Here is a 24164-nt window from a genome sequence, read left to right on the forward strand (position 1 = left end):
GGCAGCGGTCGTACCGCGATCGACACCGCTCCCTTTATCTCTGATGAACTTCCAGGGCAGTGCGAACCGCACTCTCGAGCGCTCCTTCGATCCATGCCGGCTTGAGCGTCGTGTGGTCGCCGGCCAAATGGATTCGCCCTTCGATTGTCCGGGTCGCGGCGTGGTGTTCGTGTAGCTGGCCGGGGGTGGGAATGACCGCTTCACCCAGGGCGTAGCGGGCACGTTGCCAGGACTGCGAGACACCGACACCGGTGAATTCGGTGTCGACCCGGGGACCGAACATGCGACGCATCCCAGCAAGCGCGAAATGCACCCGCTCGCTTTCGGTGAGCGAATCCCAGCGCATGGCATCGTCGGACCAGGTGTAGCTGGCCAGGACGACGCCGCCGTCGGACTCTGGCACGTGGGAGGGGAAATAGGTGAATCGATTAGGACAGTCCGATACGCACCCACCACCGCGGAATCCGCGCACGCCTTGCTCCCAGAACCTGGTCTTGAACTCGAGCAGCACCTTGGTGGCGGCATCATGGTGCAGCTCGGTGATGGCACGACGGGTCGGATAGGACAGCGGCGGGTCGAAGGTGCAGAAACGAGTGGCGGTCAAGGGAATAGCGAGAATGGCGTAGTCGCCCTCGAACGTTTCGATCGGATCCATCGGTGCGCCATCGGTGTGCTCGCTGCCGGATTCGGCGGTGGTCCACACCTTCACACCGCGATCGGTCTGCTCCAGGTGGGTCATGCGTCTGCCCTGACGCACGGCAGGCGCGAGTTTGCGGGTGAGCGCATCGGTCAACGTCGCGGTGCCGCCTTCGAGTTCCCAGTAGCTCGCGTCCGGGCGGATGAGGGCATGGTCCACCATCGCGGAGATGACACCGTAGTGCAGTCGGGAGGTCAGGTTCTCCAGGGTGCCCACCGTGGCGAGATGCGCAAGGCTCCAGCCGTGCTCCATCAGATAACGGTGCGTGGAGTAGTCCTCGTAGGTATTGAAAACCTTTGCCCAGCCATCGATTCGACGCTCGATGGGCCAGTCGTCAGGCACCCCCACCTTGTGCAACGCCGAATCGAGCGCAACCCTGGCCGGCGCGGTGAGGTCCACACCGAAATCACGATGCAACGCCGCGGGATCGCCGGCGTACTCGGCACGCGTGACGATCCTTCCGTTGGTGTTGATCAGCGTACGGCCCGCCGCGGGCGGTGGCCGGAACTCGGCAGCGGGACCGTTGCTCCATTGCTCGCCGGTGAAGGAGCGATATACGACGGGCGTGACCGCCGCGGAACGTGCCTCCGGCGCGACGTCCGCGTTGTGGAATTGCCGCCGCCGCAGCCCCAATTTGTCGGCGAGCGCGAGCACCATGGGATGGGCGCTCGGTAGCCGCATGGCCCCGGCCTCCGCATACAGGTTCGGATCGCTGAACATGCCGCGAAAGGTCTTGACGCGCCCGCCGGTTCGGCTGCCGTTGGCTTCGATGACCGTCACGCGGTGCCCGGCGTCGGCCAGCAGATTCGCCGCGGTCAGTCCGGCCGGACCCGCGCCGATCACCAGAACTCGTTTGGGTGCAGCAGTTCCGGGCAGACCGGTGTCGATCAGCGTGCGCAGGTAGGTCAGCCGCAGATCGTTGCCCGCGGCGTCGACCCCCAGCATCTCCCTGGCCAACTCCACGCTGCGATCCATCGACCGCGCGAAGTCGGTTCGAGCGGAAGGCGGACCGCAGGCGAGGGTCGTCGCGCCTGCGGCCAACGCTCCCGCCGCGGCCGCGGTGGTCAACAACGCACGCCGTCCGATCACAGTTTCCGCCACGCCCCGACCGATCCCTTCTGTGGACCACGACCCGGCTGATTTCTTGCGATGTTGCCAGACGTTAGCAGGGGTGGTTCGGACGGCAGCGATGTCGACCGGTAGGCGCGCCGACGGAATTTGCCACGGTGCGGATGGGGCCGCACAGCACGCCTGGTTCCGCCCTTCGCCCGATCGTCGCTCGGGTACCTGGCCGGGCGCCGACGGCTCCGGAAGTCCCGGCCACATCGTCGCCCGTCGCAGACTGACGTCGCGATTCAGACACCACGTACAGAGTGAATTTGCACGGCGACGTCGGCTGGGACGTCGGATTTCCAGCCCGGGGTGACATTGAAAATGATACCGCCGCGATAGTTGTACTCGGTGTATCCCTGCCACGATTGCGATGTGCGATTCCAGAGGGAATAGACCTGGCCGTCCATGTTCTGCAACCGGAGGTCGGTCGAGCCGAGCTGGAAGTAGGCAATTCGGCCACCGCCGTTGGGTGCGCTGAAGATACAGAACCGGGCGCTCGGGCAGCGGTCGTATCCAGCCGCTTCGGCCTGCGCGGGCGCGGCGAACGCGCCCATTCCGACCATTCCGGCAACCGCTGAAACCGCCGCGACGCCCTGTTTGAAATTCATGCGAAATCGCATGGTCGTATCCCTCCCGTTAAGCGGCGGCTCGAGCGAGTCTGCCGTCGAATGGATGGTAGGACAATCGAAGTCATCGCATTCCCCAGTTGCAACCCCAGTTGCGCCGCGGTGGTGCGTTCTCGAAGACGATGACCCGCGGATTATCGAGTTGTTACGGTTGCGAACTACCCGCTGAGTAGGCTCGGGGTATGGTGTTCGATTCCACGCGTTTCGATCTGCAACCCTATGCCGGTTTCGACTTCGACGGCTACGTTCGGCGAACGTATTGCAGCTTCGAGGATGCCGGCTGGCAGTCGCTGCTCGTACAGCGGTTCGAGCATGCGCCCGTGGTGCGCGAGATGCCGTTGCCTGCCGCGGCGGATCTGCATCTGGTGTTACCGCTGACGGGGAAAGCGGTGATGCAGACGCGAAACGGCGGGCGCAGCGTGCCGTCCACCTGGCTGCCCGGCACGATCGACGCCAAATTGCCGGGCCAGGCCACTTCGGTGAGCTACCGCGGCGACGGTCCGATGCGCAGCGTGCAGGTGCACATCCCGCGCACCACCGTCGACACGGCCGCGGCGCAATTGGGCGAACAGGGAGTGGATTTCGAAGCGGTGTCCGCGGCGCTCACGCAGGGCGATCCGCTGATCGAGGAAGTGGTGCGCGCACTCGCGGTCCCCAGCGGCGCGGACGATCTCTACGCCGAGTCCGCGGCCGCCTTTCTGAGCATGCACCTGCTGGTCCGGCATGCCGGTGCGGCGGCGCCGACGGCACCGACCCGCGAGGATCGGCGCGTGCGGGCGGCGGTGACGATGATGCGCGAACGGTTCGCCGAGCCGATCACTTTGGCGGATATCGCGGGCGAGGTGCATCTCAGCGTCTATCACCTGGTCCGGGTCTTCCGGACCGAGACCGGGACGACACCGCACCAGTTCCTGCTCCGGCTGCGGGTCGACGAGGTGAAGCGGCTGCTGCGCGACACCGAGCTCTCGATCGAACAGATCGCGCCGCGTTGCGGTTTCGGCAGCGCCGGTGCGCTGTCCACCGCTTTCCTGCGGTACACCGGAGTCCGGCCTTCGGTGTATCGCAAGAACTGATCGGCACGCCGCAATTCCGTGTCTGGCCCTCGCGCCGCGCGGTCACGTGTACTGAGACCCGGAACACGACCGCTCCGATTCTTCGAAATCGGCTGTGCGAGAGGGGCAACGACACTTGCGCGAAAGCTGGGTCACCGATGTCGTGGCCGGTTACGAGAACGACCACGCGCCCGCCCATGAATACCTCGGCGAGAACGGCGAATGGACCGTCGTCAGCCGGCACGACCTACTACGCGAGGTGCGCTCTGCCGCCACGGGATGGCGCGCGGCCGGTGTCCGACCCGGTGACCGGGTCGCGATGGAGGCCACCGACCCGCGCCTCTTCGTCCCGGCTTTCCTCGGCGCCCTGTGGGCCGGTGTGATGCCGGTTCCGGTGCCGCCACCGCCGCCGCAGGGACGTCGCGCCGCCTGGCACGATCACGTGGCAGCGATGGCCGCGGCAGCGCAGGCCCGCGCGATCGCGCTGCGCGCCGGCAACGCCGCACCCGCGGGCAACGAGCGGACGATAGTCCTGGACACCGTCGTGGCCGCACCGCCGGACGCATCGGACCCCTGCCATCCCGAGCCGGACGCGACCGCGTATGTGCAGTTCAGTAGCGGCAGCACCGGAACTCCGCGCGCGATCCCCGCGCGCGTGGCGGCGGTGCGTGCCAACGGGATGGCCATCATGCGCCACGGCCTGCGCGGCGATCCGTCGGTGGACCGCGGGCTGTCGTGGCTGCCACTGCACCACGACATGGGTCTGGTCGGATTCGTCTTGGCGCCCTTGCTGATCGGCGTTCCCGTCTCCTTCGTGCCGACCCGCGCCTTCGTCCGCCGACCCGGGCTGTGGTTGCGCGCCATGTCCGAACGGCGCGCGACGATCAGTTTCGCCCCCAATTTCGCCTACGCGCTCAGCGCCCGCCGGACCTCGCCCGAGGAGATCGCCGCGCTGCGGCTCGATCACGTGCGCGTGCTCGGGTGCGGCGCGGAGCCTATCAACCACGCTGTGTTGCAACACTTTCTGAGCACCTTCGCACCCGCGGGACTCCAACCCGAAGCGCTGACACCGTGTTACGGACTCGCCGAGGCTACCCTCGCAGTCGCGCTCGCCCCGCCGGATCACCCCTACCGCGTGGACCGGATCCGCGCCGGCGAATTGTCCGGCGGACGCGCCGTCCCCTTCGACCCGGAAATCGCCGCCCCGGTATCGGCTGAGCCCGAAAACTGCCCCACGCCTGTGATTTCCGAGGAGTCAGCGACGATCGTCAGCTGCGGACCGCCGTTGGCCGGGCATCAGATCGTCGTGCGCGACGACGTCGGCGAAGCCGTCGCCGAGCGGAGCATCGGCGAGATCTGGGTGCGCGGTCCCTCGATCGCCTACGCCTATCTGGGTGCGGTCTCCGCGACGCACCACACGTTTCGGTCGGACGGCTGGTTGCGTACCGGCGACCTCGGCTACTTGGCGGACGGGGAACTGTTCGTGACCGGCCGGGTCAAGGATCTGCTGATCCTCAACGGCCGCAACATCGATCCGCAACGGGTGGAGTGGGTCGCCGAGACCGTGGCCGGTGTGCGGGCGGGCGGAGTCGTCGCCTGCACCCGGCCCGGATCGGGCTCCGAGGAACTGGTCGTGGTCGCGGAATGCCGGACCGCGGAGACGACGGAAATTCCCGCGGCACTGCGGGAAGCCGTCGCCGCCGCCCTCGGCATCCCGGTGCACGACGTGGTCACCGTGGCCCCCGGCACCGTGCCCAGGACGACCTCGGGAAAACCACGGCGGCAGGAGACCCGCCGCCGTTATCTGGAAGGGGCGCTGCATGTCCAGCAAAGCTGACATCGCCGTCAGTTACGACCTCGACCCGGAGTTCTACCGGCTCTGGCTCGACAGCCGGATGAACTACACCTGCGGCGTCTTCGACGACACCGACGATCTGGACACCGCCCAGCTCGCCAAACTCGCGGTCCTGCACGACTTCGCGCACATCGCGCCCGACCGCACGGTGCTGGATATCGGCTGCGGCTGGGGCAACAACCTGGCCTATCTCACGCAGGAACGCGACGTCGCCCGAGCACACGGCATCACCCTGTCGCAAGCTCAGTACGACGACATCGTGCGCCGCGACCTGCCGGGAGTCACCGTCTCCTGCGTCGACTATCGCGACTTCACCCCGGCGCACACCTTCGACGCGGTGCAGTCGATCTGCATGATCGAACATGTCTGCACCCCCGCGGACGCCCGCGCCGGACGAGCCGTCGCCCGGTACCGCGACTACTTCCACAAGGCGTGGACATGGACCAACCCTGGCGCGTACTTCGCACTCCAGACGGGTCTGCGTGACCGCCTGCCGCGCCGAGCCGAGGACGCACGCGAGCTGCGCTGGCTCGGCGAGACCATCTTTCCCGGCGGCATGACGCCCCGGGCCGAGGACATCATCATGGCCGTCGGCCCCTACTGGGAGGTCATGCAACTGCGCACTCGGCGCGAGGACTACGAACGAACCACCACGCACTGGCGCACCCGGTTGCGCGCGCACGAGGAAGAAATTCGCGATCGCTGGGGCGGCGACCTCTTCGACACCTACGACCGCTATTTGACGTGCTGTATCAACTCGTTCGCACGCAGGCACATGACCCTGTCCCAGTGGTGCCTGCGTCGCGTGGACGATCCCGAGTAAAAGCTCTCTGCCCCAAACGAAACCGCACCGAAGGAATGCCTATGACCCAGGACGAACTGCTGGCCCTGCTCGGCAGCGGTCTGCGCGATGTCACCTCCACAGCGCATCCGCCGTTACGCCCGGATTCCGACCTCTTCTCCTCCGGCATCGATTCGGTGCAGCTGCTGGAGCTCGTCACGTGGACCGAGAAGCAGCTCGACATCCGCCTGCCCGACGAAAAGCTCTATGCCGTCACCGATGTCGAGGGGCTGTGCCGGCTCATCATGACCGAACTAGCGCACCGGGTCGATCGATGAACAGGAATCTGCGCGAATCCTTTCACCGCACATACATGACCTTCTTCGAGAACGCCGAGCGCACGCGCCGCTGGAATCCGTTCAACGACATCGACTGGGACGGGCTCGACACCACGCGGAGCGACACGCAGCTGGCGACCAACGCCGAAACATTCTGCGGTGTCGAACTTTTCCTCCCCGACTACCTCAACACGCACCTGGAACTGTTCGGCCGCAACTACGCACAGGCCTGGTTCGCCGCGAACTGGGGGTACGAGGAATCCAAACACGCGCTCGTGCTCCGCGAATACCTGCATCGCAGTGGTCAGCGCACCCAAGAGCAGCTCCACGACTACGCGGACACGGTCCTGGCCAAGCGTTGGGAACGGCCGTACGAGAGTCCCCGGCAGATGCTGATCTACGGAATGGTCCAGGAGCTCACGACTTTCGTGGTCTATCGCTCTCAGCGCGCCCTGGCCGGCCAGACCGGGCACTCGGTCCTGGCCGATATCTATCGGATCATCGGCCGCGACGAGATGGCGCACACAAAGTTCTATCAGCACATGGTCGCGCTGCTGCTCGACGAGGACCGCGCAGGCACCCTCGCCGATCTGGCCCATGTGCTGCGGACCTTTCGCATGCCCGCCGAACAGCTGCTGCCCGATCCCGAGGCGCGCTCGGTTCTGATGCGCTCCACCGGGATCAACGCGCAGGTCTACCTGCGCGACATCGTCGCGCCCACCCTTTCGGCGCTGCACCTGACCCGCCACGATCTACCCGCACCCACCTTCCACCCGAAGGAGCGATAGTGCCCGGATCACCGGTGATCGATCTGCTCAGCGACCCACTCTTCGATCCGCACGTCCGCTACCAGCTGGACGTCGACGACCTGATGCGGCTGACCGTCGAGCGCGCGAAACTACTGCACGCCAAGGGAATCGTGGGCAGTGAGGCGTGGTGCGGCGGCAACCGGCAGGACCGCTTCCCCGATCTGGTCCGCACCGCGGGCTGGTTGAGCGCCTTCGACATCTCCTTGGTCGCGACGACCGGCAACCAGCAGCTGGCAGGCAACGCGCTGCTCGCACACGGCAGCCCGGCGCAGGTGGCGGCCTACCGCGACGAAATCGACCGGATGGCACAGGTGTACGCGTTCGCGGCGACCGAGATCGGCCGCGGCACCAACCTCATCACCACCGGGACGCAGGCCCACTACCGCCACGAGGACCGCTCGCTGACCCTGGTGACCCCGTCCGACGACGCGGCGAAATACTGGATCGGCAACAGCCTCTTCTCCGCCACGTACGCGATGGTGCTCGCCCGGCTCGTGGTCGACGGCAGCGACGAAGGGCACCACTGGTTTCGGGTGCCGCTGCGTCCGGGCGAAGGGGCGATGCCGTTCGCCGGCATTCGGATTCGCCGGGCCGATCCGAAGGGCGGGCTCCCCGGGAACCAGACCGGGATGCTCCATTTCGACCAGTACCGCATTCCGCTGGACGCGCTTATGTCCGGTTGGGCGCAGATCGACGACTCCGGCAAGTATGTGAGCGAAATCCCCAGTCGCGAACGCTATCTGCGCTGCCTCGGGACGTTCTCCCAGGAACGCATCTTCCCGGTCACGGGAGCGGCCGCCGTCATGCGGCGCTGCTCGGCGATCACCCTGCGCTACAGCACATACCGCGAGACCTCGGGCAAGAGCCTGCTGAGCTTCGAGCACTACCGCGAACGCCTGATGCCCGTGGTCGCCGAGGCGCTCGCGTTGCAGCACTTGACCGAACACCTCATCGAGCAGTGGACCAGCCGCTATCCGACCGAGCCGATCACCCTGCACGGACGGCCGCTGCACGGGCTGACCTCCGCGGCCAAAGCCCACGCCTCGTGGGCCGCCAACACGGCGCTCGTAGAACTGCGCGAACTGTGCGGCGGGCACGGATTCCACAGCCACAACGAGATCGTCACCGCCCGGGTGGACGGCGAGATCAACACCACCTTCGGCGGCGACAACAACGTCCTCTGCTACGAAAGCGTCCGCATCGTGGCGAAAAACACGGAGGCCGACAGTGCCCTGCCCACCGCGCCCACCCTCACACAGGCCGGTCTGCGCTCCTGCGCCGAGGGAATCGCCCTGCTGGAAGCGTTGGCGCAGTTGCTGTTACGGCGATGGCGCGAAACTCGCAGCGGCGCACTGTGCCGGCCGCACGGGCACGCCAGTTGCAGTGCCGCGCTGCTGCGCCGATGGTCGGCTCATGCGCGGGGCCCCGTCGACGACCGCCTCCGGCTGCTGCACGCGGTGACTTGCCTGCTGGGCCTTGCCGATCACCTGGCCGCGGAGGGACTGCTCGACGGTCCCGGCATCCGCGGCCTGTTCACCCAGCGAAGCGAACTGAGCGATCGGTGCGCCGAGGATCACGCCGAGGTCCTCGACCTCCTGGACGTCCCGGCAGTCCTGCTCGACGTCCCCCTCGCCCACCCCGATTACGTGCACCGCACCGTCACCGCAGCCCGGGACACCACCCCGCTGCACGCCCCGCGGGGACAGGCGCAGTCGGCGTAGGGCGGCCTGCATCGGCCCTGACAGCCGCAATGCCCTGGGGTGCAGTAAGCGCCTACCGCACGACTACGGACTCCGGGGACCCGGAGCGCAAGACGGCGTCGATGTGGATTTGGCGGGCGATGAAGCGCCCGCACTCGACAGTGGCGGGGATGCCGGTGAGGTGCAACGAGTTTCCGTCGGGGAGTCCGGCGTAGTAGAGGCCGGGTAGCGCGCCGAGCATGCCCTTCTGCCGGCGGGGCGCGCCGTGCTCGTCGAGGGCCTGCTGGGGCAGGAAGCGGTAGTCCGGCCCGAAACCCGTACACCAAATGATCGCCGTGATGCCGTGCTGCGCCAGATCGAGTGTGCTGCCGAAAGGGGCGATATGCGTCATGTGCACGTCCAAGGGCGGCTCCTGTTTCGGAGCGACGAAGCCGCGCAGGCGGATTCCGGTGTCGATCCGATGCAGAATCGCGCGGAGCGACCGAGCGGAATCCGCCGCGACGTCGACGACATTGTCCGCCAACGACAGTACGGTGCCTTGCGCCGCACGCACGGAGCCGACCAGGCCGACACCCTTTTCGGCCAAGGTGCCGAGGTTGAGGTCCGCGCCGCGGTTCGTCACGGCGCTCACCGGCAGGCCGGGCAGCTTGGCCGGATCGGCACTGTCGGAATGCCCGGTCACGAAATCGTCGTACAGCGAGAAGATGTACATCCACTCGTGGATGCCCCGGCCCCGGTAGCGGCGCGGAAACACCCGGTGCCGACCGACCGACAGAAAGACGCGGCGGCCGGTGTCGGCGAGTTCGTCGGCGATCTGCTGGCCGCTGATGCCCGCCCCGACCACGAGGACCGCGCCCTCGGGCAGTGTCGCCGGGTTGCGGTAGTCACGCGAATGCACTTGCCGGACAGCCGGATCGATATCGGCCGCGCAGTCCGGCACCCGAGGCTTGGCGTAACCGCCCACCGCCGCGACGACGTTGCGGGATTCGAGCACCGCACCGGTCGCCAGCGACGTCCGGAACCTGACATCGTCGCGATCCGACTTTGCCGGCGGGCACTCGACCGCACGCACCTCGGTGTGCTGCCATACCCGAAGCTGTCGCTGCGCCGCGTAGCGACGTAGGTGCCCCGCCAGCTCGCGACCCGACATGGTGCCGTCCGGATCGGCACCGTCGTATTCCCAGCCGGGGAGCTGGATGGTGCGGTTACCGCTACCGACCAGCAGGCTGTCCCACCGCTCGTGTGCCCAGGCATGACCCACCTCGGCCTTCTCCACGATCACCGCCTCGTGGCCGATCTCCTGTAGCGAGGCGGCCACCCCACACCCCTGCTGGCCCGCACCGATGATGACAGTTTCGGCATATTCGATGGTCATCGGATCACCCTCTCCGCGCTGCGCGACGGTCGTAGTTCCACCCGGTTCGTTAGGCTTGCCTTACTCAAACATTTGAAGTCGAGTAGAGATCAAGACCTACGACGACGAGAACGGCAGGTGAGATGGACGACACCGCTGCGACAGACCGGCCGCGAGACCAGGGCCTGGTCGGAATCGGCACGGCCGCAAGGCGATTCGGCTTGGCAGAATCGGCGCTGCGTTACTGGGAGAAGCGCGGGCTGCTCCGCCCGGCCCAGCGGCGGTCGCGCTGGCGCCTCTACGGCGACGACGAACTGCATCGCATCGGCCTCATCCAGATGTGGCGCGAAACCGGTCTGATGAACCTCGACGAAATCGGCACGGTTCTAGCCGCGCGCAATCACGAGTGGCGGCACGCGGTCCAGCAACGCCTCGAGGAGATAGCCCAGCAGCAACAACGCCTCGCGGCCGCCCGCGCGCTACTGGAACACCTCCTGACCTGCCCCGACCCCAACCCCGCCCAAGCCTGCCCCTACCTGCGCACCATGACCGACAACCGCGCGATCGCCGCTAGCGACCAGCCGGGAAGTGGGCGCTGAGCGGTACGGCCAGCCGCGCGAGTTCGCCGCACAGTTCGTCGCCGCGACCGGGAACGTCGGACGACGCCTCCAGTTCGACGGTGCCGGTCTCGATTCCGCCGCCGGTCTGCTGTGGGACATCGAAGAGCAGCGAACAGGTCGAATCGGACTCGCTGCGACGCGCGAGCACGGCACGCCGGTCGGCGACGGCGATCGGGGCAGGCCGAAGGAACCGTGCACTGCCGTAGGCGAATTCGGCGAATCGCTGGTCGGTGGTGTGCACGTCCACGCCAAACCAGCTCGCGGACCAACTGCATCGTCCCCGCGAATCGCTCGCCACGGTCGCGTTCTTCGTCCACGGGTCCAGTCCGGCGGCCGTGACGTCGCCGTCAGGGATACTGCACGGATCCCAGACAGGTTGGGGCGCAGGAGTTGTCGTGGCGGTAGCGGGCTCCTGAGTGGTCTGGCGGACGCTGTCCAGGGTGCGGCGCGGGAGACTGGACGACAGGCCGCGAGTGAGCACCGTGGCGATCGCTTGGGCTCCTGCCGCCAATTCCGTACGCAGTTTCGGCGAGTCGCCCGTCGGTGGGGTGCCACTCGCACCAGACCAGTCCAGACCCGTAGTGCGGACGAGCACAGACAGGTTGGCAACCTGCGCCGACACGTCTGCCGCGATCCGACGGTCGCCGGCGGGCTGGAAACTTATCGTCGCGCCGTCGCCGATACCGGGCAACGGTGTCACGGTGGCGGGTTCCGGCCCGGTCGAGGTTGTCGCCGTGGTGCTTCGGTCCGCGAGAGTCGGGGCGTCCAGGAACAACAGATGGATGGTCGCCGCGCGGGACAGCGGTACGGGCTCGGCGACCTGTTCGGGCCGCGGAATCGGATCTTCGAAGGTTGTCTCGCACTCGAGCGATCCCCCGACGGCGGTGGTGTACCGATGCTTGGTGAAGGGTTGTGCGTCACCCGCGGGCAAGGATCCGGAAAACCCTTGTAACGCATCGGCCACGATCGCGCCGACCTCGGCACACGATGCGGGCAGCGCGGCGAATCCGGTCGCGTATCGCAGATCGTCGGTGCCACCACCGGAACAAGCCGTCGTGACCAGCACACCCGCCAGCAGCCCGACGCCACGGTACAACCGCGACGTCGAGCCCGCCCGCTGCCGAAATATGTGGCATGGCCTGCCTATTCGCATTCACAACCCCCGCGGTATCCGTCGTCGTCCGTTCGGACGGTAACAGCCCGGGTTCGTCCCTCGGGAGCAGTGAGTTTCAGGGGCCGCGCAGTTCTACTGTCACGACTCCTTTGCTCGAAGTAGTTCGTTCAGGAGCGGGCCGATTGCGGCGGCGGCTCGCGGGTTCATCATTCCTGTGTGCCATTCGTCGATCGGTATCTCCTGGATGGGCCCGGTGATGTGCCCGCGCCAGGTCTGCGCGATCTGGTCGCGGTACGACTCGCGGGCGGCGACGAAAAGCACGGCGTCGCCGTCGAAATACCCGGGCGTGTGCGGCACCGGAGCCATGAAGCTCTCCGTTACCCGTTGCACCTGTTGCGTGGTCAGGATGCCTTCGCTGCTGAGTCGTTCCGCGAGTAGCGGGAACAGCTCTTCGGGATCATCGATCTGCTGCTCGTCGGTCATGCCGAGGAAATCCCGCCAGCCGCGCAGGAATTCGGTCAGCGCCCGGCGGTTCTGCACGTCGTCGGACTCGGAGGCGGGCGGCAGGTCGAGGTTTTCCGCGATACCGGTATCGACGAGGGCGAGCAGCCCGACCGGGTGCCCCAGCTCTTGCAGCCGCGCCGCCATGGCGTGCGCGATCTTGCCGCCCAGCGACCAGCCCAGCAGATGGAACGTGATGTCCGGGAAGGACTTCAAGAGCTCGTCGACGTAACGCTCGGCGTACGCCGCCACTGATTCCAGCCGCGTACCGTCCTCGACGATGTAGGGATCCTGCAGGCCGTACACGGGCCGATCCGGATCCAGGTGCCCGGCGAGTGCGCCGTACACCCACGCGAGACCACCGCCCGGATGGACGCAGAACAACGGGGTGCCGTGGCCCGCCGACCGCAGCGGCGTCAGCACGCCGAGCGAGACGCCCAAATCCGATTGCGGTTGCGCCAGATACCGCGCGAGCGAGGCCGGTGTCGAGTCGGCGAAGATCAGCCGGTACGGAACGGCGGTCCCGCTGCACGAACGCAGGCGAGCCACCAGCTGCATGGCGACCACCGAAGTGCCGCCCAAGGTGAAGAAGTCGTCGTCGGCGCCCACCCGCGGCACGCCGAGCACCTCGGCGAACACTGCGACCACGAGCTCCTCGAGCGGGTTCGAGGGGGCTCGATACGGTGCGACCACCCATTCCGGTGCGGGCAGAGCAGCCCGGTCCACCTTCCCATTCGCGTTGAACGGCAATGCATCCAGCACGGTGACGGTGTCGGGGACCATGTACGACGGCAACCGTTGCGCCGCCGCCTGCCGGATCGCCGCCGCGTCGAGGTCGCGCCGATCCCTGACGACGACATAGGCCGCCAAGCGCGCATCGCCGCTTTCACCGGCGCGGACGGTGACCACCGCGTGCCGGACCTCGGCCAATCCGGCCAGCGCCGTTTCGATTTCGCCGAGTTCGAGGCGCTGACCACGAATCTTGACCTGACCGTCGGCGCGACCCACGAACAGCAACACCGCGTCATTCGCGCCGACGACCTGCCACCGCACCAGGTCTCCGGTCCGGTACAGCAGTGAACCTGCCGCACCGAACGGGTCGGCCACAAACGATGTCGCGGACAACCCCGCCCTGTTCAGATATCCGCGTGCCACTCCGGGACCGGCCGCGTACAACTCACCGACCGCGCCCGCCGGCACCGGCCGCAGCGACGAATCCAGCACCGTCAACCGCACGCCCGGGATCGGGCCGCCCAGCGACACCGGATCACCGATCGCCAACTGCGCGCCCGCGATCCAGATGGTGGCCTCGGTGGGCCCGTACAGGTTGAACACCTCGCGGACCCCGGCGGCGTCTGTACCCGACCACCGCCGCACCAGCTCCGGCGGACAGGCTTCGGCACCGGTCAGCAGCACCCGCAGGGCGTCGAGCCCGCCCGGATCGACCGAGAGGCCGACCGCGGGCGACAGGAAGGCGTGCGTGACACGCTCGGCCCGCATCAGCTGCGCCAGCGGTTCCCCGGCGAAGGCATCGGCCGGGGCAACCACCACTGCGGCACCGGCCGGCACGGCCAGCAGCATTTCCAGCATCGCCGCGTCGAAAGTGCGTGCGGCAAGGGCCAATACCCGGGAGCCAGGGTCGACCTGGAACCTCGAACGCTGGACCGCCGCGACAGCCGCCAGTCCCGCGTGGGTCACGGCCACGCCCTTCGGTGTGCCGGTCGAGCCCGAGGTGTAGACGACGTACGCCGTGTTGACCGGCCGTACCGGCGCGACCCTGTCGAGATCGCTGACCGGTGCAGCACTGCACCGGGACACGTCGAGCCGGTCCAGATCGATCATCCGCGCGTCGGCATTGCCCCACTCGAGCGCATCCACAGTGGAACCGATTGCTTGCGCGATGTTTTCACCGCTGCCGAGAATTATCGCGGCAGCACAATCGGTGAGGATGACGCGATTGCGTTCGGCCGGATGCACGGGATCGATCGATACGAACGCCGCACCGGTTCTGGCGACAGCCCACACCGCGCGGAACCACGCCGCCGAACGCGGAATCACAAGGGCGACCACGGTTTCCGGGCCCGCTCCGGCATCGATCAGGACTCGCGCACATCGGTTCGACCAGTCGTCCAGCTCGCGGTACGTCCACTCGGCCCCGGCGTCGACGACCGCGACCCGATCGGCGTGCTCGACGGCGGCTCGACCGAGGATCTCGGCCAAGGTAACGGCCTCCGGTCCTGGTCCACCGTAACCCCACGCCGACAGCAACTTTCGCTCGCGCGCGTCGAGCACCTCGAGTTCGCGCAACCGCATCGCGGGATCGGCGGCCACCGCGTCGAGGATGCGCCGGAAGCGCCGCCCCATTGTGGCAATCGTCTGCTGATCGAAAAGGTCTCGGGCATAGCTCATCCCGATCAGCAGGCCACCGTCCGCGTCCGGGGTATCGGACACGGTGACGGTGAGGTCGAAGCGTTCGACCTCGACACCGAGATCCATCGGGGCGCACCGGATGCCCGGCAGTTGCGCGCCGGTCAGCTCGAGATCGAGGTGCTGGGACGCCAGCATCACCTGGAACAGCGGGTGATGCGACTGTGCCCGTGGCGGATCGACCGCCTCCACTACTCGCTCGAAGGGGATGTCCGCGTGCGCGAACGCCGCCAGATCGACGCGGCGGCACTGATCCAGCAGATCGCCGAACGAGGCGGACGCATCGACCTGAGTGCGCAGCACCAGCGTGTTGACGAACATGCCGACCAAGCCGTCCAACGCGGCGGCACCGCGCCCCGCGATGGGCGTACCGATCGCGATATCACCACTGCCCGACAGCCGCGACAGCAATGCCGCCAAAGCCGCGTGCACCACCATGAACGCCGTCGCGTGCCGCGCACGCGCGACCCGGTGCAGACCGGTCACCGTATCCGCCGCCACCGCAAACGAATACGTGCCACCGCGCTGCGAGGCCACGGCGGGCCGGGGCCGGTCGGCCGGCAGCTCCAAACGATCCGGCAGGTCCGCCAGTTGCTCGGTCCAATACGCGAGCTGGCGGCCCGAGACGCTCGCCGGGTCGGACTCCGCTCCCAGCATTTCCCGCTGCCACAGCGTGTAATCCGCGTACTGCACCGGCAGCGGGGCCGCCCACGCCGGCTCCCGGCCCGCCCGGCGCGCCGCGTACGCCAGCGACAAATCCTGCGCCAGCGGCGCCAGGGACCAACCGTCCGCCGCGATGTGATGCAGGACGAGTACGAGCACGTGCTCATCGGAACCGCCGGCCAGCAACGTAACCCGCAACGGGAACGCACTCGACAGCTCGAAACCGCGCCGCACCAGCGGCAATACGGCGTTCTCGAGTTCGGCCGGAGCGACGGTCCGCACCTCGACCGCCGGCGCGGCCTCGGGCACCGGCACGATCCGCTGGTACGGATTCCCGTCCCGGTCCGGGAAGACCGTGCGCAAGGTTTCGTGGCGGGCCACGAGATCACCGAGGGCGGCGATCATCGCCGGGACATCCAGCGCACCGGTCAAGCGCAGTACGAGCGGGATGTTGTAGGCCGGTGAGTCCGGTTCGAGCCGGTTGATGAACCACATCCGCCATTGCGCGAACGACAACGGCAGATACTCGGGCCGTTCGCGCACCAGCAACCGGGACCGTGCCGGGTCCGCGCCGCCGGTCGAGCGCGCGCCGAGTATCCGAGCCAGGCCCGCTACGGTCGGCGTATCGAACACGTCCCGCACGCTCACCTCGGTGCCCGCCACCGCGCTCACCCGCGCCGCTACCCGGGTCGCCGACAACGAATGCCCGCCCAGCGCGAAGAAGTCGTCGTCCGCACCGACCCGGTCGATGCCCAACACCTCGGCGTACACCGCGATCACGAGTTCCTCGAACGGCGTGGCGGCGGCCCGATACGGCACGACCGACCAATCCGGGGCAGGCAGCGCGCGCCGATCCAGTTTGCCGGTCGAGGTCAGTGGCAGTTCGTCCAGTACCGCGACGGAGTCGGGCACCATGTACGACGGCAACCGCTGCGCGACGGACCGCCGGACCGCGTCGGGATCGGGCGCGTGCCCGGGTGCCGCGGTGACATAGGCGGCCAAGCGCACCGCGCCACTCGGCGCATCGGTGAGGTCGCCGCCGATGGTGTGCGTGACGACCACCGCGTGCCGCACCTCGGCCAATCCGGCCAGCACGCTTTCGATTTCGCCCAGTTCGAGCCGCTGCGCCCGGATCTTGACCTGACGGTCGGAGCGGCCGGCGAACATCAACGTCCGCTGTTCACCCGAGTGCACCCATCGCACCAAGTCACCGGTGCGGTACATCCGAGATCCGGGCGGTCCGAAGGGGTCCGCGACGAACGACGCCGCGGTCAACCCCCTCCGCTCGAGGTACCCGCGCGCCACACCCGGTCCGGCCGTGTACAACTCCCCCACGACACCCGGCGGCACCGGACGCAGGTACCCGTCCAACACCATGACCTGGGCGCTGGTAATCGGCCCGCCCAGCGACACCGGTTCGCCCGCACGCAATTCGGCCGCGGTGACCCAGATCGTGGCCTCGCTCGGACCGTACAGGTTGTGCAGTGCACGAATACCGGCGGCGTCGGTAGCGGACCATTGCCGCACCAGTGCGGGCGGACACGCTTCGCCGGCGACCATCAGTACCCGTAACCCGTTGAGCCGCTCGGCATCCAACGTGGCGGCCACGGCCGGCGTCAGGCACGCATGCGTGACGCCTTCGGCATCGATCAACTCCGTGAGCGGGTCACCGGCGAAGACGTCACCCGCGGCGACGACCAGGGTCGCGCCGACCGAGACCACCGACGTCAATTCGAAGACCGCCGCATCGAAAGTGCGTGCGGCCACCGCCAATACCCGCGAGTCCGCGCCGAGATCGAACCGCAGCCGCTGCGCGGTCGCGACGGCGGCCAGACCGGCGTGGGTGACGGCGACGCCCTTCGGCGTACCGGTCGTTCCCGAGGTGTACACGACGTAGGCGGTGTTGCCGGGCCGCACCGCAGCGTGCCGGTCATTGTCGGCCAATGGTGCGTCGCGGTACCCACCGAGAGCGAGCCGCTCCGGATCGAGCACCGCGATGCCGGCCCGACGCAAGTCCGCGATATCCAATCCTGCCGCGTCACTTGCGAATTCCCCGTCCACCAGTACAACGGTCGCGGCGGCATCGTCGAGGACGAACCGGTTGCGCTCCCACAGTTGCGCCGGATCGACGGACACGAAGGCGGCACCGGTCTTCACGACCGCCCACACCGCCCGCACCCAGGCCGCTGAGCGCGTGAGCGCGATCGCCACCACTGTTTCCGGGCCGGCGCCCTGGTCGATCAGCGCCCGTGCGCAGCGGTTCGACCACCGATCCAGTTCCCGATAGGTCAGGCGATCGCGCGCGTCCACGACCGCGAGGTGATCGGGGAATCCGGCAGCCACCGCCGCGAACATCTCGTCCAGGGTGCGCGCGGCGGGTCCGGGTCCGCCATCGCCCCACTCCCGCAACGACTCCCGTTCCCGCGCATCGAGCACGGCAGAATCACGCAAGACACCCGTGGGATCGGCGACGACCGCACGCAGAATCGACTCCAACCGCCGCGCCATATCCGCGACCGTCGACCGGTCGAACAGATCCGTCGCATAGCCGACGGTGATCGGAACAGCACCGTTCGCGTCCGGAATGTCGGCGACGGTGATGGACAGGTCGAACCGTTCGACCCCGACCTCGAGCTGCACGGGAGTGACCGCGATACCCGGCAACTGCGCGGACGCCGGATCCAGGTCGAGATTCTGGAACGCCAGCATTACTTGGAACAGCGGATGATGGGCCTGGGACCTGGGCAGGTCGACGGCCTCCACCACGCGTTCGAACGGAATGTCCGCATTGGCGAACGCCTCGAGATCCACCCGCCGCACGTGATCGAGCAGGTCCGCGAACGGGCCGGCCTCGTCGATCCGTGTCCGCAGCACCAGCGTGTTGACGAACATGCCGACCACTTCGTCCAGGGCCGCCGCACCCCGCCCCGCGATCGGCGTACCGACGACGATGTCATCGGAGCCGGACAATCGCGACAGCAACAGCGCCAGCGCCGCATGGAACACCATGAACACCGTCGTCTCGTGGGCCTGCGCCAATGCACCGATCCGGGCGAACAGTTCAGTGTCCAGCGCGCACGAATAGCTCTCGCCTGCTTGCGAAGCGACCATCGGCCGGGGCCGATCGGCAGGCAGGTCCAGCCGTTCCGGCGCACCCGCCAAATGCGTTGTCCAATAGGCGAGCTGGCGCGCCATCGCAGACTCGGGGTCGGTCTCCGCACCCAGCATCTCGCGCTGCCAGAGGGTGTAGTCCGCGTACTGGACCGGCAACGGACGCCATTCGGGTGCCCGCCCCGCTCGCCGCGCCGCGTAGGCGGTGGACAGGTCGCGCGCCAGCGGCGCGATCGACCACCCGTCGGCGGCGATGTGATGGATCGCCATTGCCAGTACGTACTCACCGGAGCCGTTGTCCAGCAACGTGACCCGCAACGGCAGCTCGTGTGACAGGTCGAAACCCTGACGCAGGCACTCGGCGATCGCGGTGGCGAGCCGGCCCGAATCCACCGGCCGCACGTCGAAGGGCACGGCGGCCTGATCCAGCACCTGCTGGAACGGCGTCCCCTCGTCGTCCGGGTACACCGTGCGCAGGCTCTCGTGCCGCCCCACCACATCGCCGAGCGCCGCGGCCAGGGCCGCCGTGTCCAGAGCACCGGTCAGCCGCAGCACCAGCGGAATGGTGTATCCCGCTGCCGCGCCTTGGAACCGGTTGATGAACCACATCCGCAGCTGCGCGAACGACAGCGGCACCCGGTCGGGTCGTTCCCGGGCAACCAGTTCCGGTTGCGCCGCACCACCGGCCGCGGCATCCAGCACCCGTGCCAGGCGCGCAGGCGTCGGCGCCTCGAACACCTCGCGCACACCGATCCGGACATCGGCCGTCGCGGACAAGCGCGACGTCACGCGCATCGCCGACAGCGAATGCCCGCCGAGTGCGAAGAAGTCGTCGTCGGCACCCACCCGGTCCACGCCGAGCAGCTCGGCGAACAGGTCCGCCACCAGTTGCTCGGTGGGGGTCGCCGGCGCGCGGTACACCCGGGTGACCTGCTCCGGCTCCGGCAGGGCCGCACGATCCAATTTCCCGCTCACCGTGAGCGGCAGCTCGGCCAGCACCACACACGCATCGGGCACCATGTGCGCGGGCAGCCGCTGTCCGGCGGCGGCCAGCACCCCATCCGCGTCGAGTTCCGCGCCGACGAGATAGCCGATGAGCCGGTCGGATTCGGCGCGATGCACCACGACGGCTCGGCGCACGCCCGGCTGCGCCGCGAGCACGGCCTCGATCTCGCCCAGCTCGATCCGCTGCCCACGCACCTTGACCTGGAAATCGTTGCGTCCGAGGAACTCCAGGTCACCGTGCGCGGTCCAGCACACCAGGTCGCCGGTCCGGTACAGACGGGATCCGTTGCCATCGAACGGATTCGCGACGAAGGACGCGGCCGTCAGCGACGGCCGGTTCAGATAGCCCCGCGCCTGCTGGACGCCGCCGAGGTACAGCTCACCACGCACCCCGGCCGGCACCGGCCGCAACAACGCGTCCAGCACGACTGCCTCGACACCGCGGATCGGCCGGCCGAGCGTCACCGGCGCATCGGGGGCCATCGGCTCGCTGATGGTTGTGACGATGACCGTCTCGGTCGGTCCGTACGCGATGTACAGCTGCCGGCCCGGCGCCCAGCTCGAGACCAGTTCCTCCGGCACCCGTTCACCACCGGTGATCAAGACCCGCAGCGATCCCGACCCGGCGGGCGACATGGTCGCCAGCACGCTCGTCGTCACGAAGGCGTGCGAAACCCGCTGCCGGGCGATGATTTCCGCGAGCTGCGCGCCACCGAAGACGTCCGGTGGCGACACCACCAACGCGGCCCCGTTCGGATGCGCCATCAGCAGTTCCATCATGACCGCGTCGAAACCCGGCGCAGAGACCGCCAACACCCGCGCGTTCGTGTCCACGCGGTACCGCGCGCGCTGCTCGGCGGTGAAGTTCGCCAAACCATCGTGGGTGACCACAACGCCTTTCGGCGTGCCCGTGGACCCGGAGGTGTAGATCACGTAAGCGGCGTGACCGGACCGGATCGGGCGGACCCGGTCCGCGTCGGTCACGGCGGTCGTCGGGAATTCGGCGAGGCGCGCAGGCAGGTCCGGCGCGTCGAGGAGCAACCGATCGAGTGTCTCCGGCACCGTGCCCACCGTGCTCGTCACCGACAGTGCAAGGCGCACATCGGCATCGGCGGTCATGCCCGCGACCCGGTCCGATGGATGGCGCGGATCGATCGGTACGAAGGCCGCACCGGCCTTGGTCACGGCCCACAGTCCGACGAGGAATTCGATCCCTCGTGGCATCGCCAGCGCGACGGCGTCGCCCGGCCCGAGACCGCGCCCGATCAGCAACCGGGCCAACTGGTTCGAACGGCTGTCCAGTGCACCGAAGCTCAGGGTCGTCGCGCCCGATATCACCGCGGGTGCGGCGGGATCGATCGCGGCGCCCGTACCGAGCAGCTCCGCCAACACCCACGCGGGCTCCGCCGGACGACCGCGCACCGGTACCAGCCGGGCCCGCTCGGCCCGGGACAACAGGTCGAGCGACGCCGCCGAGACCGAGGTGTCGGCGGTGATCGCGGCCAGCACGTGCGCTAGCCGATCGGCACAGGCCTGCACCTGCGCCCGCTCAAAAATTCCGGGCCGGTACTGCAATTGCGCCCGGAACGGCTGTCCCTTGACCACCACCAGCGCGAGCGGATAGTGCGCGGCGTCGTTCGACCGCAGCTCCTCCACCCGCATGCCGTCGATCGCCGCAGCCTGCGCCGCGAGCGCGGCCTCGTCGACGGGATAGGACTCGAACACCAGGACCGTGTCGAACAGCGCCGAGACACCCAGGGCCGCATGGATATCGGTCAGGCCGATCTGATGGTGCCCCAGCAGTTCCGACTGCTCCGCCTGCACCCGATCCAACAGCGCGGCAAACGGTTCGCCCGGGTAGGAGCGGACCCGCACGGGGATCATGTTGATGAACAAGCCGACCGCGGACTCGATGCCGGGCAGCTCCGCAGGCCGACCGGACACCGTCGTGCCGAACACGACGTCGGCACGACCGGCCAGGCAGCCCAGCACAATCGCCCACGCCACCTGGAACACGGTGTTCACCGTGACCCCGGCGGACGATGCCGCGGCAAGCAGCTGTGCGGTGCTCCGCGCGTCCAATTCCACTGGGACAGAGCCCATTCGCGTCGACGTCTTCTGCGCGGTAGTGGGCGGGGCGAGCAGCGTCGCCTCGGCGCCGTCGAGCGCGTCTCGCCAGACCTGAAGCGAGGCTTGCCGATCCTGGCGGCCCAGCCAGTCGAGGTAGGAGCGATACGCAGCCGCCGGTTCCGCGCGCACGACCGCGTTCGGCTCCGCGTAGACCGCCAGCAGGGTGCGCAGCAGCGTCGGCATCGACCAACCATCGAACAGCACGTGATGGTACGAGAGCAACAGCGTGTACCGATCCCCGGCCAGCGCGACCAGGGTGCAGCGCAGCAGCGGCGCGTTCCCGAGATCGAACGGCTCGGCTTTGTCCCTGTCGAGCACTGCCGCCAGGGCGGACTCGGCCGCCGCGCCTGTCAGCGCGCGCAGGTCGACCTCGCACCACGGCACCGGCACGTCGTCGACGACGAGTTGCACACCCGCACCCGCGGTATCGGTGCCGAAAGCCACCCGGAGATTCGGATACTGCCGCAGCAGGAACCCGGCCGCGTGCCGCAGTCGTGCCGCGTCGACGCGTCCGGACAGGCTGATCGCGAGCTGGACCGCGTACACGTCGATCGCCGACTCGGCCAGCTGAGCGTGGAACAGCAGGCCGGTCTGCAACGGCGACAACGGCCATACATCGACCAGCCTCGGGTACCGCGCCTCCCAGGCCCCGATATCGGATTGGGTCACCTGCACCAGCGGGAAGTCCGACGGTGTGTGCCCACCGGCGTGCGGCCGGTCCAGCCGGGCGACGACGGCATGCAGGGCCTCGACCCACAGGTGGGCCAGCGCATCCGCTTCCGCCGCGTCGAGCACGGCCTCGCGGTAACCGAAGGTGGCCGACAATCGGCCCTCGGTGACGACCGCCGTGATGTCGACGGTCGCCGTCGACATGGCGTGTAGATCCGCGTCGGCGAGCGGAGCGCCGAGTTCGTCGGTGACGGCGAAATCGGAAGCTTCTGTCCCGCTGGCGGATCCGTGCGGCGACAGCTGACCGAGGTAGTTGAAGGCGATTTGCGCCGGCAGCTCGGCAGGCAGGGCGCCTGCGGTCTCCGGGTTGAGATAGCGCAGCAGCCCGTAGCCGATGCCGTGATCGGGGATCGCGCGCAGTTGCTCTTTGGTGCTCTTGATCGCCGTCTCGATGGCGGCCCCGCCGGCATAGGCCGCTTCGAGATCGATTCCCGCCAGATCGATCCGGACCGGATAGACGGTCGTGAACCAACCGACCGTCGCGGTCAGGTCCGCACCGGCGACCACCTGTTCTTCGCGGCCGTGTCCCTCCAGCCGCAACAGGGTCGACGGCTCGGCGACGCCCCGGCCGGAGCGCCAGCGAGTCACGGCCAGTGCCAGTGCGGCGACCAGCGCATCCTGGACGTCGCCGTGGAAGGCAGCGGGCACGCGGGTCAGCAACGCCTCGGTGATATCGGACGCGACCTGCACTCGCCGCACGCGCACCGCGCCCGCGGGTTCGACCGTACCGGATCCGAGCAGCGGGTCCGGACCGTCGACGATCCGTTGCCACAGCGGCAGTTCGGCGACCCGCTGCGCCGAACGCGCTGCCTCGGCCGAACCATGGGCCCAACGCCGCATCGACGTGCCCACCGGCGGCAGCGACACCGTGGTACCCGCACGGTACTGCTGCCACGCCGACAGCAGGTCCGGCAGCAGGATGCGCCATGAAACGCCGTCGACCACAAGGTGATGGGCGACGACGACCAGCTGTCCGGGCTGCGTCGTCCCTGCGGTAGTAACCCAAAGAACTTGCAAAACAACACCATTGGCCGGCTCCAACCGCGAGAGCGCGGACCGCACCGCTGCCTGCATGAGCTGATTGCGGCGCTGCGCGTCGCTGTCCGGGATGACGATCGGATGCATCAGCGACGCCACGTCCACCGACCCGCGCGGCCGGGCCTCGAGCCGCCAGTCCCGGCCGTCGTGCCACAGCCGGGCTCGCAACATGTCGTGCCGGTCGAGTACCGCCGCCACGATCGCCATCAGCCCGGCACGGTCCAGTCCGGCCGGCGCGGTGAGTACCACGGTCTGGTTGAACCGTCGGAAATCGCCGTGCTCCACCATCCACCGGACGATCGGTGTCAGCGGCAGCTCACCGAGGCCGCCGCCGGGCAACTCGGCGAGTGTCGCGGCGGGCTCGACGGATGCGGCCACCCGCGCCAGCGCGGCAACCGTCCGGGCCTCGAAGACCTGCTTGGGGGTGAACACCACTCCGCGGTCCTTCGCCCGCGCCACGAGCTGGATCGAGACGATGCTGTCGCCGCCCAGGGCGAAGAA

12 protein-coding genes are annotated in these 24164 nt (G+C 68.3%); 7 read left to right on the forward strand and 5 right to left on the reverse strand.

Going from position 1 to position 24164, the window contains the following annotated elements:
• Positions 1-34: 34 nt before the first annotated feature.
• Together TY25_RS29225 and TY25_RS29230 are read right to left on the reverse strand one after the other, a co-directional pair.
• Positions 35-2023, reverse strand: a complete 1989-nt coding sequence (locus tag TY25_RS29225; protein ID WP_226887315.1) for a flavin monoamine oxidase family protein — start codon at positions 2021-2023, stop codon at positions 35-37.
• Positions 2024-2052: 29 nt separating this feature from the next.
• Positions 2053-2430, reverse strand: a complete 378-nt coding sequence (locus TY25_RS29230) for a peptidase inhibitor family I36 protein (protein WP_081869171.1) — start codon at positions 2428-2430, stop codon at positions 2053-2055.
• Between the two features lie 188 nt (positions 2431-2618).
• Between TY25_RS29230 and TY25_RS29235 the strand changes: the two genes are divergently transcribed.
• The 6 genes from TY25_RS29235 to TY25_RS29260 all read left to right on the forward strand — a co-directional run bounded on the left by TY25_RS29235 (position 2619) and on the right by TY25_RS29260 (position 8992).
• Entirely contained in the window at positions 2619-3509 is an 891-nt protein-coding gene (locus tag TY25_RS29235; protein ID WP_042261356.1) for a helix-turn-helix domain-containing protein, read from the forward strand.
• Positions 3510-3624: 115 nt separating this feature from the next.
• Entirely contained in the window at positions 3625-5325 is a 1701-nt protein-coding gene (locus TY25_RS29240; RefSeq protein WP_052383264.1) for an AMP-binding protein, read from the forward strand.
• Positions 5309-6166 carry a class I SAM-dependent methyltransferase gene (locus tag TY25_RS29245; protein WP_042261358.1) on the forward strand — a complete coding sequence of 286 codons (858 nt, stop codon included), beginning with the start codon at positions 5309-5311 and terminating at the stop codon, positions 6164-6166. Before TY25_RS29240 ends, TY25_RS29245 begins: the two co-directional genes overlap by 17 nt.
• Positions 6167-6207: 41 nt before the next feature.
• Complete coding sequence (locus TY25_RS29250) at positions 6208-6462, forward strand: acyl carrier protein (protein ID WP_042261360.1); 255 nt, start codon at positions 6208-6210, stop codon at positions 6460-6462.
• Entirely contained in the window at positions 6459-7250 is a 792-nt protein-coding gene (locus tag TY25_RS29255) for an acyl-ACP desaturase (protein ID WP_042261362.1), read from the forward strand. The genes TY25_RS29250 and TY25_RS29255 overlap by 4 nt, the downstream gene beginning before the upstream one ends.
• Positions 7250-8992, forward strand: coding sequence for an acyl-CoA dehydrogenase family protein (locus TY25_RS29260; protein WP_042261364.1), 1743 nt, complete (start codon positions 7250-7252; stop codon positions 8990-8992). Before TY25_RS29255 ends, TY25_RS29260 begins: the two co-directional genes overlap by 1 nt.
• 52 nt (positions 8993-9044) lie before the next feature.
• Here the strand turns inward: TY25_RS29260 and TY25_RS29265 are convergent, their stop codons facing one another.
• Positions 9045-10346 carry a flavin-containing monooxygenase gene (locus tag TY25_RS29265; RefSeq protein ID WP_042261366.1) on the reverse strand — a complete coding sequence of 434 codons (1302 nt, stop codon included), beginning with the start codon at positions 10344-10346 and terminating at the stop codon, positions 9045-9047.
• A 122-nt stretch (positions 10347-10468) separates the two neighbouring features.
• Between TY25_RS29265 and TY25_RS29270 the strand changes: the two genes are divergently transcribed.
• The gene (locus TY25_RS29270) at positions 10469-10924 is read left to right on the forward strand and encodes a MerR family transcriptional regulator (RefSeq protein ID WP_042261368.1); all 456 of its coding nucleotides are present in this window, start codon (positions 10469-10471) and stop codon (positions 10922-10924) included.
• On the opposite strand, the gene TY25_RS29275 is transcribed toward TY25_RS29270, so the two are convergent.
• On the reverse strand, positions 10896-12011 hold the full coding sequence (locus TY25_RS29275; RefSeq protein WP_162184236.1) for a DUF3558 family protein: 1116 nt from the start codon (positions 12009-12011) through the stop codon (positions 10896-10898). The genes TY25_RS29270 and TY25_RS29275 overlap by 29 nt on opposite strands.
• A 186-nt stretch (positions 12012-12197) precedes the next feature.
• Positions 12198-24155, reverse strand: coding sequence for a non-ribosomal peptide synthetase (locus tag TY25_RS29280; RefSeq protein WP_269082745.1), 11958 nt, complete (start codon positions 24153-24155; stop codon positions 12198-12200).
• Positions 24156-24164 lie beyond the last annotated feature (9 nt).

The sequence above is a fragment of the Nocardia brasiliensis NBRC 14402 genome, from assembly GCF_000308475.2.
Classification (GTDB): Bacteria; Actinomycetota; Actinomycetes; order Mycobacteriales; family Mycobacteriaceae; genus Nocardia; species Nocardia brasiliensis.